Origin of the sequence: Brevibacillus sp. GCM10020057 (assembly GCF_042683565.1) — a bacterium.
GTDB lineage: Bacteria > Bacillota > Bacilli > Brevibacillales > Brevibacillaceae > Brevibacillus.
This window is the reverse complement of record NZ_JBHUJW010000006.1, coordinates 34817-49385: the sequence shown is the minus strand read 5'-3', so window position 1 is coordinate 49385 and position 14569 is coordinate 34817. Positions and strand designations below refer to the sequence as shown.

At 56.1% G+C, this 14569-nt stretch carries 12 protein-coding genes; 8 read left to right on the top strand and 4 right to left on the bottom strand.

The window, feature by feature from the left end:
• Window positions 1–101: 101 nt before the first annotated feature.
• Window positions 102–740, bottom strand: a complete 639-nt coding sequence (locus tag ACFSO0_RS02055) for a response regulator (RefSeq protein ID WP_376875614.1) — start codon at window positions 738–740, stop codon at window positions 102–104.
• Window positions 741–743: 3 nt separating this feature from the next.
• Entirely contained in the window at window positions 744–2117 is a 1374-nt protein-coding gene (locus tag ACFSO0_RS02050; RefSeq protein WP_376875611.1) for a sensor histidine kinase, read from the bottom strand.
• A 227-nt stretch (window positions 2118–2344) separates the two neighbouring features.
• On the opposite strand from ACFSO0_RS02050, the gene ACFSO0_RS02045 reads away from it, so the two are divergent.
• The 8 genes from ACFSO0_RS02045 to ACFSO0_RS02010 all read left to right on the top strand — a co-directional run bounded on the left by ACFSO0_RS02045 (window position 2345) and on the right by ACFSO0_RS02010 (window position 11571).
• The gene (locus tag ACFSO0_RS02045) at window positions 2345–4102 is read left to right on the top strand and encodes a methyl-accepting chemotaxis protein (protein ID WP_376875608.1); all 1758 of its coding nucleotides are present in this window, start codon (window positions 2345–2347) and stop codon (window positions 4100–4102) included.
• A gap of 171 nt (window positions 4103–4273) precedes the next feature.
• Window positions 4274–6967 (top strand): sigma-54-dependent transcriptional regulator, encoded by a 2694-nt coding sequence (locus tag ACFSO0_RS02040; protein WP_376875605.1) that lies wholly within the window; start codon window positions 4274–4276, stop codon window positions 6965–6967.
• Between the two features lie 206 nt (window positions 6968–7173).
• Complete coding sequence (locus tag ACFSO0_RS02035; RefSeq protein ID WP_376875602.1) at window positions 7174–7476, top strand: PTS sugar transporter subunit IIB; 303 nt, start codon at window positions 7174–7176, stop codon at window positions 7474–7476.
• A gap of 12 nt (window positions 7477–7488) precedes the next feature.
• The gene (gene celB, locus ACFSO0_RS02030) at window positions 7489–8832 is read left to right on the top strand and encodes a PTS cellobiose transporter subunit IIC (protein ID WP_376875599.1); all 1344 of its coding nucleotides are present in this window, start codon (window positions 7489–7491) and stop codon (window positions 8830–8832) included.
• Window positions 8833–8856: 24 nt separating this feature from the next.
• Window positions 8857–9603 carry a chitin disaccharide deacetylase gene (gene chbG / locus ACFSO0_RS02025; RefSeq protein ID WP_376875596.1) on the top strand — a complete coding sequence of 249 codons (747 nt, stop codon included), beginning with the start codon at window positions 8857–8859 and terminating at the stop codon, window positions 9601–9603.
• Between the two features lie 6 nt (window positions 9604–9609).
• A complete protein-coding gene (locus ACFSO0_RS02020) occupies window positions 9610–9942 on the top strand; it encodes a PTS sugar transporter subunit IIA (RefSeq protein ID WP_376875593.1) in 333 nt (110 codons plus the stop codon).
• Window positions 9939–11261, top strand: a complete 1323-nt coding sequence (locus ACFSO0_RS02015) for a 6-phospho-beta-glucosidase (protein WP_376875590.1) — start codon at window positions 9939–9941, stop codon at window positions 11259–11261. Before ACFSO0_RS02020 ends, ACFSO0_RS02015 begins: the two co-directional genes overlap by 4 nt.
• Window positions 11262–11307: 46 nt before the next feature.
• Window positions 11308–11571 carry an HPr family phosphocarrier protein gene (locus ACFSO0_RS02010; protein ID WP_376875587.1) on the top strand — a complete coding sequence of 88 codons (264 nt, stop codon included), beginning with the start codon at window positions 11308–11310 and terminating at the stop codon, window positions 11569–11571.
• 74 nt (window positions 11572–11645) lie between these two features.
• Here the strand turns inward: ACFSO0_RS02010 and ACFSO0_RS02005 are convergent, their stop codons facing one another.
• Both ACFSO0_RS02005 and ACFSO0_RS02000 read right to left on the bottom strand, forming a co-directional pair.
• Window positions 11646–13823, bottom strand: coding sequence for a histidine kinase dimerization/phospho-acceptor domain-containing protein (locus ACFSO0_RS02005; protein ID WP_376875584.1), 2178 nt, complete (start codon window positions 13821–13823; stop codon window positions 11646–11648).
• Entirely contained in the window at window positions 13801–14493 is a 693-nt protein-coding gene (locus ACFSO0_RS02000) for a response regulator transcription factor (protein WP_376875581.1), read from the bottom strand. The genes ACFSO0_RS02005 and ACFSO0_RS02000 overlap by 23 nt, the downstream gene beginning before the upstream one ends.
• Window positions 14494–14569 lie beyond the last annotated feature (76 nt).

Below are 14569 nucleotides of genomic sequence, written 5' to 3'. Positions count from 1 at the left end.
AAGAGTGGAGCGTGTAAAAAAAGTACCAACTTTTATTGGTACCTGGTCATAGCCCCTGGTGGGACTGGTGGACAGAGAGCGGGGAGCAGCGCCGCGGCAGGTCAGAACAGCTTTTTCTGACGGGCCTTGGCGGCGGCTTCCTTGCTCGTTTTGACGCCCATTTTTTTGAGGATGCGGTTGATGTGGTTCTTGATCGTGCGCTTGGTGATGTGCAGGGACTGCTCGATTTGGGCCTGCGTCTGCCCCTGGTGGATGAGCTGCAAAATTTCTTTCTCGGCAGGCGAGAGCAGCTTCTGGTTTTCCTCGTTCTTCAGGCGCAGAAATTCGCTGCGCAGAGCCGCCGCTGCCGTAGGATGAATGGCGGACTGGCGCAGATGGGCGGCCCGGATGGCGTCGGGAATTTCCTTGAAGCTGGTCTTGCTGATGTAATTGACCGCCCCTGCGGAAAAGGACTCGATGATTACGTCCTCGGTCGTCAGCGAGGTCAGCATGATGATTTTGCAGTCGGGGGAGAGCTGGATCAGTTCCATGGCGGTTTCGATGCCGTCCAGATTGTTTTCCGTCAGGTTGATGTCCATCAGCACGACGTCCACGCTCGCGGGCGAAAATTTTCTGATGGCTTCTTCCCTGGTCTGGGCTTCTCCCGTGACAGTGATGTCGGGCTCTTTGTTCAAGTAGTCGGACAGCCCTTTTCGCCAGACGGGATCGTCTTCCACGAGCAAGACCTTGATCGCTTCCATCGTTTACGTCCTCCCTTCTACACGTTTTTGGGGAAACAACAGATAGACTGTCGTGCCGCGTCCCGGTTCGCTTTCGATCTCCAGCCGGCCGTGGTGCTTTTGCATGACGTTGTAGCAGTACGACAGGCCGAGACCGAAGTTTTGAGCCGTCTTTTTGGTAGAGAAAAAAGGATCGAGCACATGCGGCAAATTTTCGGGGGAGATTCCGACCCCGCTATCCGCCACGGCGATGACCAGATGCTTCTTGGACAAAAACAGCTGCAAGCGCAGGGTGCCTCCGGTCTTCATCGCTTCAAAGGCGTTCATGCACAGGTTGGTGAGCATTTCCCGCAGGTGTACAGGATCGCAGCGCAGAAGCAGCGATTCGTCCAACTCGGCCAGAACGGAGACCTGTTGTGCTTCGGCGTACGGCTGGAGCGTCTGCGCGACCTCTGCGATCACACGGATCGGTTGGACGGTCTTCTCTTGCAGGACGATGTCGCGCAGCTGCTCCTGGATGCGGTTCATCATCTCCAGAATATGCCGGGAGGACGCGGCCAGCACAGCGGCATCTTCCCGCAGGCCGGGCTGCCTGGTGTCTGCGGCGTATGCGTCGATGCGGTCGGCGTAGAGCGAGATTTTTCCGACCTCGTTTTTGATCGTATGGTTGATGATTTGCGCTCCTGATGTCAGGGCGCGCAGCGTGCTGTCCAGCCGGCGTTTTTCCACGCGGAGCCGCACGCCGAGAAAGCCGTATTTCAAACTAATGGCGACGATCAGGACGAACTGGATGACGACCACCAGGATGTTGTAGCGCCACGCCTCGTAGTCGTTCTGGATGCGCATGACGTAGATGAACAGAAAGACGAAAAACAGCGGCACGATAATCAGGATATTCGTGAAAAAGCTGTTCTTTTTGACGAGAGGGTCCTTCTCGCTGCGGTACTGCAGGACGAGCAGCGCGCACGCCGCCAAAAAGTAGGGGATCACCCAGACGATCATGATCCGGTAGTTGAAGGCGAGCACGGGATAGATCGGCGTGATCGCCAGCATGATGAGCGGCGGAATCAGGGCGGCGTACTGGATGATCGCTTTGGTCTTGCGTGAAAAAGATTCACAGGAATGCACGGCGAACATGAGAAACGCGTAAGGCAGGCCGTCCTGGGTGAGAGCGGACACGCAGCGACTCAGCACGCGCAGCGCGGTACTCCATTCCGGGTGAACAGCGAGCGCGCCTGCCCAGTCAGGCAGGATAATCTCATCGATCACGGCCGCCAAAAAGCCTCCACTCCCCACAAAAGCAGTCGCACTCGCCCAGCGGATCGATGTGCGCCGAGGGTCGGTGAACAGTACGAGCAGGCCGAGCGCCCATATGGTAAACAAAATGAAAACCATCATCGTAGGATGTTCTCCTGTCGTTTGGATAAGTCTATTATACCGTACGGGCGATTAATGAGCGTTATATTCTGAATTGCTACATTAAAGTGTCTTTGCGAATATCATTGTCGACAAAAATCGTGTAAAATCGATGAATAGCAGAAATTTCTAGCACGTTGGGGGCGTTCTATGAGAAAAGATACACTGCCATCTCAAGAACAACAGCGGTTTGGAGGTGAGGCAAGCACATGAGCGGTTTTTTGAAGAAGCATCTGATCGTCCGCATTTTGCTTGGCATCATCCTTGTCCTTCTGCTGATTGCGGCGGGCAATCTGGTAATCCAGTTGGTGCAGACCAAATCAGCTGTCGAAGAGGGCATCAACAACTACAATATCCGCATCGCCCAAAGCTACGCTGCTGGCTTCAAGACAGAGAGATATGTCGAATTTTTGAAGCAGCCAGAGGAGACCGACCTGTACTGGTCTATCCGCCAGGAGCTGGATACCTTTCGGAAACAGATCGATGCCCGTTATGTGTACCTCGTACGTTTTGACGAGAACCGCGTGCCGCTCCTCATGATCGATGGGTGGCCTCCGAATGATCCGGACGCTTCCCCGATCAATGAAGTGACCGATATGCCTCCTGATGCTGTCATCGAAGTCATGGCGGGCAATCCTGCCAGTTCTCCCGTCATTGATAATCCGAAGTACGGCTCTTATTTATCGGCCTACGTCCCGCTCAAGGACAGCAGCGGCGCGGTGATCGGCGCGCTGGGGATCGACACGGACGTCGACGTGTTCGAGCAGCTTGTTGCGAAAGTTATGTGGAAAAGCCTGCCGTTTTACGTTCTGATGCTGGCTGTAACCGTGCTCGCCATCGGCGTCATTATCTGGTTCGTGCAGCGCGCTTTGCGGCCGCTGCATACCGTAAAGGAAAGTGCGGAAAGGATGGCAGCAGGTGATTTGGCTGAAGCGCAGGTCATTTTGCGGTCCCATCCGGTTCGCTCGACCGATGAGATTGGAACGGTCTATCAAGCGATGCTCTTCATGTCCGAAAACTTGCATTCGAGAGTGCGCGGCCTGGTGCTGAACATGGAGCGAACCTCTGAACAGCTGGTTGCATCCACTACGGAATTCAAAGAGAGCGCCGATCTCATGCTGGACATGGGCAACAGCTTGAATGTAACGGTGAAAACGATTTATGAAGGGGCGCATACGCAAAAGAAAAGCGCGGAGGACAGCGTCATGGCGATGGAGGAGATCGCGCATGGCATTGCCAAGATCGCGGAATCTTCTGCGACGGTTTCTGCGGCTTCTGTCGAGGCTCTGGAAATGGCGAGATCCGGCGACGAGGCCATGAATCGAACGAACCAACAGATGCAAGATATTCAAAGCTCTGCTGAACAGACGCTGCGCCTCGCTGTGCAGCTGAAAGGCTATACGGAGGAAATCGAGCGTGCTCTGCACGCGGTCCGCAGCTTTACGGATCAGACGAAAATTCTCGCGCTCAACGCGTCCATCGAGGCAGCCCGCGCCGGAGAGCACGGACGGGGCTTTACGGTAGTAGCCAATGAAGTGGGCAAGCTGGCTGACGCATCCGCTTCGGTGGTCAAGCAGATTACCTCCTTGCTCGATCAGATCGGCATGCAGACCAACTCGATCAGCGCGGAAATGGAGGTCGTCTCGAGCCAGATCGCGGCGGGAGTCCAGCTGTCGGGCGAGGCGGGGCAGTCGTTCTTGCACGCGGTCCGCGCATTCCGGCTGGTCAGCGAACAGATCATGGAGGTCTCTGCCACCACCGAGGAGCTGTCGGCTGGCTCAGAGGAAGTCGTCGCCCAGTTCAGCAGCATTGCCCATATCGCCAGTGAAGTCTCCGCACAGACGCAGCAGATCCAGGCGATGTCCGACAAACAGCTCGGCATGATGCAGCGGGTGCATGAAGTGTCGGATCTGTTGAATGCCAATTCGCAAGGGATGCGGCAAGCCATTCAGCAAGTTAATGTGTGAGGAAAATGTTCCTGCTTATGAAACCGGTTGCCTTTCAGGAGGCAGCCGGTTTTTCCAGTATTGCTTATGTTGCGCGGTCATATTGCCTGACAAAGAAGGTTTTCCCAATTGCGTATGGAAATGGAACTGACATGAGGCAATCTTGCCATCAGATGAACGGCAGGTGATAGCATGAAGCGTTTGGACCTCATTTATCAGAAAGTTGCGGAATTAGGTCCCGAGATAAGGGTGAGCGCCGGCGAATTGGCCGAAATGCTCGGACTTACCCGCGCCAATGTGAGCAGCGACCTCAACCGGCTGTGGAAGGAAGGCAAGATAGAAAAGGTAGAAGGCAGACCGACGCTGTTTCACGCGAAGCAGACGCAAGAGACGCTGTACCGGACCGAGACGGCGCTGGACAGGCTGGCCAAGGGCAACAAGAGCCTGGTCACGCCGATCGAGCAGGCGAAAGCGGCCGTGCTGTACCCGCCGCGCGGGATGCACTGCCTAATTCTCGGGGAGACCGGGGTGGGGAAGTCCGGATTCGCCGCGCTGATACACGAATTTGCCATCGACATCGGACGGCTGGACAAAAATGCCCCGTTCGTCGTCTTTAACTGCGCCGATTACGCCAACAATCCGCAGCTTTTGTACAGCCAGCTGTTCGGTGTGAAAAAGGGCGCCTATACCGGGGCGGAAAACGACAAGCGAGGGCTCGTGGAAAAAGCGGACGGCGGCATTCTGTTTCTCGATGAAGTCCATCGGCTGCCTGCAGAGGGCCAGGAAATCTTTTTCACCTTCATGGACAAAGGGACCTTCCGACGCGTCGGAGAGACGGAGGTCGAGCGGACGGCACAGGTGCAGATCATCTCTGCAACGACAGAGAATCCGGAGTCGAGCCTGCTCAAGACGTTTATTCGCCGCATCCCGATGATTATCAAGCTGCCATCCCTCGAGGAGCGTGGGATCGAGGAACGCTTCGGCCTTCTGGTGAACCTGTTTCGCGAAGAAGCGTTCCGGCTCGGCCGCGAGATTCAGATTTCGGCCAGCGCCATCCACGCCTTTTTGTCGTATCATTGCCCGAACAACATCGGCCAGCTGAAAACGGATATTCAGCTGACGTGTGCCAGCGCTTACGCCGACTTTATCTCGTCGCAGAAAAAACAGCTGCAGGTGTCGGTGCAGGACTTGCCCCATCACGTGAAGCAGGGGCTGCTGCTGGCCAAGGAGCGGAAGGCTGCGCTGGAGGAGCTGGTCGGCAAGGATCTCACCAGCTTTGTCGTGCAGCCTACCCAGGACAGCATCTCCATCGAACGGGAGCAGGAGGATGCGGCCAACAGCGTCTATGAAAAAATCGAGCAAAAAATCCACGAGCTGCGCAACCAGGGGGTCAGCGAGGAAGAGCTGGAATTTGATATCGAGAACTACTTTACCCGCTTCATCAAAGGTGTGCACCAGCGCATCAACAAGGTCGACATGTCGCGCATCATCGATCCCGTCATCATCCATCTGGTGGAGGAAATCGTACGCTACGCCGAGTCGCGGCTGGGCAAGATTTTGAGCCAAAAGGTCATTTTCGGGCTTGCCCTGCACATCCAGACATCCAAGGAGCGTCTCGCCCAAGGGAAACAGATCACCAATCCGCACATCAACAGCGTCCGGATCAAGTACAAAAAAGAGTTTGCGGTAGCGCTGGAATGCGTGCGCATGATCGAGGAGGCCATCCTGATGGACCTGCCGATCGACGAGGCAGGCTACCTGACGATGTTTTTTGTGCTGGACGACGAGAGTATGCAGCAGGAGCGGGAGACGATCGGCGTGCTGGTCATCACGCACGGCAGCGGGGGAGCGACGGCGATGGTGGACGTCACCAACCGGCTGCTCGTCACGGAGTACGCCAGGGCGATCGACCTGCCGCTGGAGCAGGAATACATGAACGTGCTGGAGCAGGCGATCAAGGTCGCGCGGGAGATCGGGAGCGCGGCGGGGCTGCTGCTGCTCGTCGACATGGGCTCTTTGCTGGGCTTTGGCGAGATCATCGAAAAGGAAGTCGGTATCCCGGTCAAGGTGATTCCGATGGTCAGCACGCCGCACGTCATCGAGGCGACGCGCAAGGCCATGCTCGGCCATTCGCTCGAAGACGTGTACCGCGATGTCAGCAGTCTCGCGCTGGCGCAGCGTGAGGAGCAGCAGGCGAAGCAGCGGACGAAGCCGCCGGTGCGCAGTCAGGCGCCGGCTCTGGCTATTGTGGCGGCCTGCCTGTCCGGCGAAGGGAGCGCCTTGTTTTTGAAAAAAGTGCTGGAGACACGCCTGCGGTACGATAAGCAGCTTCTGGAGATCGTGCCCCTCCAGTTGATCGACAGGGCACAGGCGCGCCTCCAGCTGAAGCAGTTCAAGGCGGAGCGAAAGGTGCTCTGCATCGTGAGCAACTACATTCTCGACAAAGACCTGCGCTGCTACGGGATGGATGACGTCCTGAACGGGGAGGCGCTGCAGGACATCCAGCAAATGATCGACCTGGAGGAGGCGTTCCTGAAAATGGTCGAGACGCTGGGCGAGCATCTGACCACGGTAGACGGCCAGCGCGTGCTGGAGGACGTAAGAGGGAGCCTGGCGCGCATGGAAGAGCGGCTGCACAGCGTTCTCGTCTTCGATACGAGGATAGGCGCCTATTTGCACATCTGCTGCCTGATCGACCGGCTCAAGGCAGGGCTTCCCACGGTCGCCTACGCGGGCAAGGAAGCCTTTCTCGCAGAGCAGCGGCGGCTGTACAGCGTGGTGCGTCACGAACTGCAGTTGTTGGAGGAGCAATATGAGGTGCGCATGAGCGATGACGATGTGTGTTACATCATGAACTTCTTTTTGCAAAACAAAACACTTGTGTGAGCAGTGTTTTTAACCTGGCGGAGATGGTTGGTTTTTCCAAAACACTAAAGCGCTTACATCAAAACACTATGTTTTGAACCGGGGAGGCTTGCCGGAAAAACCGCTGCGCTTTGCGGATTTCATTGTAAGCGCATACAGAAAATGGTGTTTTGGCACACGGCTTGCTAAGTATAGAGAGCATATCGAGTCGAAGGGAGGGGAAGGAAGTGAATATTTTGCTGTGCTGCGCCGCAGGTATGTCTACCAGTCTGCTGGTGCAAAAAATGGAGAAGGCAGCCAGGGAAAAGGGGCTGGACGCCAGGATCTGGGCGGTTTCCGCCGACGAAGTCAAGAGCAACATCGATCAAGCAGACGTACTCCTTTTGGGACCACAGGTTCGTTACAAGCTGGCCGAGATGAAAAAGGAAGGGGAAGCCAGGGGAATTCCTGTGGATGTCATCAGCACAATGGATTACGGTACATTGAACGGAAAAAATGTACTGGAATTTGCGCTTCGTCTAAAAAAATAGAGGAGGGTGCGTATGGCGGGATTTGTTTCTTTCCTGGAAGGGCGCGTTATGCCGGTTGCGGGCCGCATCGCGGAGCAAAAGCATTTGCAAGCCATTCGTGACGGAATCATTTTAACGATGCCTTTGCTTATCATCGGGTCTCTTTTCCTCATCATCGGCTTTCTTCCGATACCTGGCTACAGTGATTTCATGAGCGGAATATTCGGAGATAAATGGCTCACCAAGCTGCTGTACCCGGTCAACGCCACCTTCGATATCATGGCGCTGATCGTCAGCTTTGGCATCGCCTACCGGCTGGCGGAGAAGTACAAGGTCGATCCGCTGTCCGCAGGGGCGATCTCGGTGGCATCCTTTCTGCTCGCCACTCCGTACAATACAATGTTCACGCCGGAGGGGGCCAGCACGGCCGTCGAAGTAGGCGGTGTCATCCCGGTCGCGCTGATGGGCAGCAAAGGGCTGTTCGTCGCCATGATCCTCGCGCTTTTGTCCACGGAAATTTACCGCAAGATCGTTCAAAAGAAGATCGTCATCACGATGCCGGACGGTGTGCCGCCTGCAGTGGCTCGTTCGTTCGTCGCTCTGATTCCCGCCGCAGTCGTGATTCTGGTCGTCTGGCTGCTGCGCATCCTCATCGAGAATACGTCGTTCCAAAGCATCCACAATATCGTCTCCGATCTGTTGGTAGGGCCGCTGAACGCGCTCGGGAGCAGCCTGTTCGGAGCGATTTTCGCAGTGCTCATGGTGCAGCTGCTCTGGTCGCTCGGTCTGCACGGAGCGGCTATCGTCGGCGGGGTCATGGACCCGATCTGGCTCTCGCTGATGGATCAGAACCGGGCTGTCTTTCAGGCTGACCCGAACGGCGAGCTGCCGAATGTCATCACCAAGCAGTTTTTTGACCTCTGGATCTACGCGGGCGGGTCGGGAGCGACGCTGGCGCTGGTCGTGCTCATGCTGCTGCGGGCCCGCAGCGAACAGATGAAAAACATCGGCAGGCTGTCCATCGGTCCTGGACTGTTCAACATCAACGAGCCTGTGACATTCGGGATGCCGATCGTCATGAACCCGCTCCTCATCATTCCGTTTATTCTCGCGCCCATCGCGCTGGTCATCGTCAGCTACGTGGCCATGTCGCTGGGCTGGGTAGCCAAGCCGAGCGGCGTAGCGGTGCCGTGGACGACGCCGATCATCATCAGCGGCTATCTGGCGAGCGGCGGAAAAATATCAGGCAGCGTACTCCAGCTCGTTAACTTCTTCGTCTCGCTGCTGATCTACTATCCTTTTTTCAGGCTGTGGGACAAACAAAAGCTGGCGGAGGAGCAAGCCACGAAAGCGGCGGACACTACTGCTTCTCTGTAATCCGGCCAGGGGAGTGGGCTTGACATGAAGCTGATCGTAAATGCAGACGATTTTGGCTATTCCAAAGGCGTCAATCTGGGGATTATCGAGGCCCATGTCGAAGGAATCGTATCCTCTGCCACCATGATGATGAACATGCCGGAAGTAGGGCACGCCTTGCGTCTGGCTTCCGAGCATCCCGGGCTGGGGGTCGGCGTGCATCTGGTGCTCACCTGCGGCTCTCCGCTGGAGGCGAATGTTCCCTCGCTGACGGATGAGCATGGGCGTTTCCGGCGAGGACAGAGCCATCTTGCAGAGGCGTCTGCGGAGGAAGTGGAGCGCGAGTTTACCGCGCAGTTGGAGCGGTTTCTTCGCTCGGGGCGCAGACCGACGCACCTGGACAGCCACCATCACGTCCACGCTCATGAAGTCATTCTGCCGGTCGTGCTGCGCCTGGCAGAGAAATACGAGCTTCCTGTGCGTTTTCCGTGGATGATTGCGCAGCAGGGGCGCGTAGCACATCCGCGCATACGCACGACAGAAGGCTTTTCCCAGCGCTTTTACGGCGATGGCCTGACGGTCGAGACGCTGCTTGGCATCGTGGACGACCTGGCGGATAGCTCGACTGCGGAAATCATGACCCATCCGGCATATGTCGATGAGGAGCTGCTCACGGGCAGCTCCTACGCCATACCGCGCACCCGGGAGCTGAAGATTTTGACTGCTCCGGAGGTAAAGGAATACATCAAAAGCAAAAAGGTACAGCTCGTGACCTTTAACGAAATCGGATAGGTGGAGATGGATGTGGATCATACGGAAGTGATTTTCCAACTGATACTGCACGGTGGCAACGCAAGGAGTCTGGCGATGGAAGCGATCGCTCTGGCGAAGAACAAAGACATGCCGGGGGCGCAAAAAGCGCTGGCAGAGGCGGGCGAAGAGCTTAGCCGCGCCCATCACAACCAGACTGCCCTGATCCAGAAAGAAGTGTCCGGCGAAAAGACACAGATCAGCATGCTGCTGATTCACGCCCAGGACCATTTGATGAATGCCATGACGATCAAGGATTTGGCCCATGAGTTCGTCGAGCTGTACGGCCATATTCACGAGAGCAAGGGGGCGGGAGTGTGAGTGGAATCAAGATCGTGACCATCGGCGGAGGCTCGAGCTACACGCCTGAGCTGGTAGAAGGGTTTATTAAACGATACGATGAATTGCCTGTCCGGGAGCTGTGGCTCGTGGATATTCCGGCCGGGGAGAAGAAGCTGCAGATCGTGGGAGCGCTGGCCAGGCGAATGGTCGAGAAAGCCGGCGTGCCTATCCAAATCCACCTGACGCTCGATAGGAGAAAAGCGTTGGAAAATGCTGATTTCGTGACGACGCAAATCCGCGTAGGACAGCTCGACGCGCGGGTGAAGGACGAGAAAATCCCGCTCAAATACGGCGTCATCGGGCAGGAAACGAACGGTCCCGGGGGACTGTTCAAAGGACTGCGCACCATCCCTGTCATTCTGGACATTTGCCGCGACATGGAGGAGCTGTGCCCGAACGCCTGGCTGATCAACTTCACCAATCCGGCCGGGATGGTGACGGAAGCGGTACTGCGCTACACCAACCGCAAAAGGGTCATCGGTCTGTGCAACGTACCGATCGGGATGAAGATGGGCGTGGCTTCTATGCTGGGAGTCGACGCATCGCGCGTCCACATTGATTTTGCCGGGCTGAATCACATGGTTTTCGGCCTGGGCGTCTACCTGGACGGGGAAAACGTGACTGCCCAGGTGATCGACAAGCTCACGGGCGAGCAGTCGGGCATTACGATGAAGAACATTCTGGACCTTGGCTGGGACAAAGATTTTATCAAGGCGCTGGGCATTTTGCCGTGCCCGTACCATCGTTATTACTATCAGACGAAAGCGATGCTCGAGCACGAGCTGGCGGAAGCGCAAAAAGGCGGGACGCGCGCAGAGGTCGTGAAAAAGGTCGAGGAAGAGCTGTTTGAGCTGTACAAGGACCCTGACCTTGCCATCAAGCCGCCGCAGCTGGAAAAGCGGGGCGGCGCGTACTACAGCGAAGCGGCCTGCAACCTGATCCACTCGATCTACAACGACAAGCGCGACATCCAGCCGGTCAACGTGCGCAACAACGGCGCGATCGCGAGCATCCCCGACGATTCTGCCGTCGAGGTCAACTGCGTGATTACCCGTGAAGGGCCGATTCCGCTGGCTGTCGGCGATCTGCCCGTGCCAGTGCGCGGTCTCGTGCAGCAAATCAAGTCATTTGAGCGGGTCGCGGCAGAGGCCGCTGTCACCGGCTCCTACCATCAGGCGCTGCTGGCGATGACCATCAACCCGCTGGTTCCCGGAGATGCGGTCGCCAAGCAGATTCTGGACGAGATGCTGGAGGCGCACAAAGATTACTTGCCCCAGTTTTTCAAGCCGGTGTCCTGATGCGGGAAGGTCTCTCGATACAAGAAGGAAAAGGGGGCAAAGAGAAATGATCCGGCTTACCGTGGAAGTTTCCGTCAGCGGCGGCCTCCATGCACGTCCTGCGTCCGTTCTGGTCCATTTGCTCAACCAGCATCAATCGGCCACCAAAATCATCTATAACGGGAAAGAGGCGAACGGCAAAAGCATCCTCAGCGTCATGGCACTTGGGGTGAAGGCCGGAGATGAGATTACGTTTGAGGTGGAGGGCACAGACGAGCAGCAGGCCGCAGCGAGCATTGAACAGTTGTTTGAAAGCGACTTTGCCGTATAACGGCATACAGGAAGCGATGGAAAAAGCCAATCACCGGCAGGAACGCAGGTGATTGGCTTTGCTCTTGTCACGGTTCAGCGGCGGAACGTGACGATCACTTTGAAATAGTCGCCGTCGATGTCGATGTGCAGCGTGCCGCCTTGCAACTCGACGATGCTTTTGGCGATCGCCAGGCCTAGACCGGAGCCTTCCGTATTGCGCGACTGGTCGCCCCGCTTGAAGCGTTCAAACAGCTCGTCGGCAGCAAAGTCGATTTCGTAGGCGGAGACGTTTTTAATCGACAGGATGACCTCGTCCTGCTTTTCCGCCAGATGAATGTGGACGCGAGTATGCGGCATGGAGTATTTCAGGGCGTTGCCGATCAAGTTTTCAAAGACGCGCCATGTCTTTTTGCCGTCGAGCGGCGCGTAAATTTTCGGCTGCTCGATATTTACGCGGAAGGTCAGCGCCGATTCTTCCGTTTTGTCGCTGAACTCGGCGATCGCCTGATTGAGCAAGGCAGAGACGTTCACCTGCTCGATGTTCAGCTCGACCGAGCCGCTCGCCGTTTTCGCGGCCTCGAACAGGTCGTCGATCAAGACTTTCAGACGATTGGTCTTTCTCTCCAGGATGTCCACGTAGCTTTTGATGTCTTCCGGAGTCAGGTCATCCCGTTTGAGCAGGTCGACGTAGTTGATGATGGACGTCAGCGGCGTTTTCAGATCGTGGGACACGTTGGTAATCAGCTCGGACTTGAGCCGTTCGCTTTTCATCTGGCTTTCCACGGAACGCTGCAGTCCCTGCTTGATGTTGTTGAGGGAGTGAGCCAGGTCCGCCAGTTTGCCGCGCGGCTTTTCCACGATCGTCGTATTCAGGTCGCCCGCGGCCATTTGGGAGGCGCCGAGCAGAACTCTGTTCAACAGCGCGATCCGCCGGAAGATGTAGGGCAGTACGAATATGGCGTAGAACATCCCGTACAAAAAGACGGGAACCAGTAATGCCTCTATTCTTTCTACAAGAGCGACAAAGCCTAACGCCACGCTCATTCCCAACCCGACTGTCAGCGTGAAGATGAGAGCCACCTTGAAAAATACGCTGCGGTTGGAGTAGCTTTCTTGCAGCAAGGCGCGCTGGCGAAACAGCAGACTCTTCTGCCACTGCGCGTGCAACTGCTCCGGATTGCTGCATATGTACCAGCCCTCAATGACGTAGAGCAGGAAAAAGGCAGTCAGAGGGAGCATGACGATCATGGTGAAAATTTGCTCCAAGCCGATCGGAAATGCGAAGAAATTCACGTTGAATGCGGTAGACAGATAGATCACGATCGCTGGAAGCAACAGGACGATCCGGATGTCTACGGGGATGCGCCGCAGCAGTCCCAGAATTCTTTGCGCGACAGGAAGCTGTACAGCGCGGTGCTTCACTGTGTACCAGAGCAGTCCGGCGCTCGCCAGAAGCGTGCCGGCGAGCAGAGTGCATTCTGCCATGAGCCGATCCTGTATGGAATTGTAGTACACGGCGTCTGCGAGAATTTGGCTGTACCCGTCGGAAATGCGCGGCACGTAGATGATGCCTTTCCACTGTTTGAGTTGGAACGAACGGTTCAAATCGGCATATGATCTCGAGAGCGCAGCAGAGCTTTGCGGGAACTGATAGAAAAAGAGGGCAGCATCCCGCAGCTCGGCCGCTGTCGGCTCGTGGTCGAGATTCGTGTACACAGTGCCACGTTTTGCGTCCCGAATGTAGTATTTAAAAGAACCGTCGCGGAGGGTCAGGCTGCTGCTGCGCTCCTCGTACTCCTGATCCTGTTCCTTTATGAGTTCGTTCAGCCGATCTTCCGTTTCCGAGCGGACGAGTTCGGCTGCTTCGGCAAGCTTCGCTGTCTGTTCCTTCGTCAGCCTGGCGACTTCATTGGCATTCCCGGCTCGCTGCGCTTCCTGGATGCGGCTTTCGTATTCATCCCGGATCGTCTGCTGTCTTTCGCGGAGGCTTTGGGCCTGCTCGGTTTGGATCTGCTTGACGACCTCCGCGGAGAGCTTATCCTGTGCCTGTTTGTTTGGATACCCTGCAAAATCGACGTGAACGCTCTGGATCAGATCGACTTCGGTGTACAGCTCGTTGAAAAAGGACTGGCTGTCAAAGTAGTAGTCCTCGCGCAAATACTCGCGGTGGTCGTAGAGATCGACGACTGTCAATAACGAAAGGGACAGAGTCAGCAGCAGCGCGAGTGCGGCAGGCAGCACGTAGCGGCTATTTTTCAATTTTGTATCCAATTCCCCATACCACCTTTAAATATTTCGGATCTTTCGGGTTGATCTCGATCTTTTCCCGTATGCGCCGGACGTGGACCGCAACGGTGTTTTCTGCATGGAGATAAGGCTCCTTCCAGACGCGCTCGTAAATTTCCTCGATGGAAAAGACGCGCCCTTTGTTTTCCATCAGCAGTTCGAGAATCTTGTACTCGGTTGCCGTCAGCCGCACTTCATTGCCGTCTACGGTGACGGTCTTGGTGTTCTTGTTCAAGGTCAGCCCGCGCACCTGAATCTCGTCTTCTGCCATCCGCCAGTTGCCCAGATTGGTGTAGCGGCGCAACTGGGATTTTGCCCGCGCCACCAGCTCCAACGGATGAAACGGCTTGGTGACGTAATCGTCGGCCCCGACGTTGAGTCCGAGAATTTTGTCGGTATCCTCGGACTTGGCCGACAGCATGATGATGGGGATGTTGCGCTCCTGGCGAATCCTGAAGGTCGCCGTGATCCCGTCCATTTTCGGCATCATGATGTCAAGGATGATGAGATGGATGTCATGCTCTGCCAAAATGTCCAGCGCTTCCAAACCATCCTCCGCCTTGTAGACGGTAATCGATTCGTTTTTGAGATAGATTTCAATCGCGTCCCTGATTTCCCGTTCGTCGTCAACGACAAGGACATTGTGATTCGTCATCGTCACTTCCCACCTCGTGTTTCTTTGCATGCTTCTATCTTACCGGGCAGTTTTAACAAATTCGTATAGAAAACTC

What these genes read in the sequence shown, in the direction of transcription:
- ACFSO0_RS02040 (WP_376875605.1), top strand. Translation starts at nt 4,274, where the DNA reads ATGAAGCGTTTGGACCTCATTTATCAGAAAGTTGCGGAATTAGGTCCC.
- ACFSO0_RS02055 (WP_376875614.1), bottom strand. Translation starts at nt 740, where the DNA reads ATGGAAGCGATCAAGGTCTTGCTCGTGGAAGACGATCCCGTCTGGCGA.
- ACFSO0_RS02000 (WP_376875581.1), bottom strand. Translation starts at nt 14,493, where the DNA reads ATGACGAATCACAATGTCCTTGTCGTTGACGACGAACGGGAAATCAGG.
- ACFSO0_RS02010 (WP_376875587.1), top strand. Translation starts at nt 11,308, where the DNA reads ATGATCCGGCTTACCGTGGAAGTTTCCGTCAGCGGCGGCCTCCATGCA.
- ACFSO0_RS02045 (WP_376875608.1), top strand. Translation starts at nt 2,345, where the DNA reads ATGAGCGGTTTTTTGAAGAAGCATCTGATCGTCCGCATTTTGCTTGGC.
- ACFSO0_RS02020 (WP_376875593.1), top strand. Translation starts at nt 9,610, where the DNA reads ATGGATGTGGATCATACGGAAGTGATTTTCCAACTGATACTGCACGGT.
- ACFSO0_RS02050 (WP_376875611.1), bottom strand. Translation starts at nt 2,117, where the DNA reads ATGATGGTTTTCATTTTGTTTACCATATGGGCGCTCGGCCTGCTCGTA.
- celB (WP_376875599.1), top strand. Translation starts at nt 7,489, where the DNA reads ATGGCGGGATTTGTTTCTTTCCTGGAAGGGCGCGTTATGCCGGTTGCG.
- chbG (WP_376875596.1), top strand. Translation starts at nt 8,857, where the DNA reads ATGAAGCTGATCGTAAATGCAGACGATTTTGGCTATTCCAAAGGCGTC.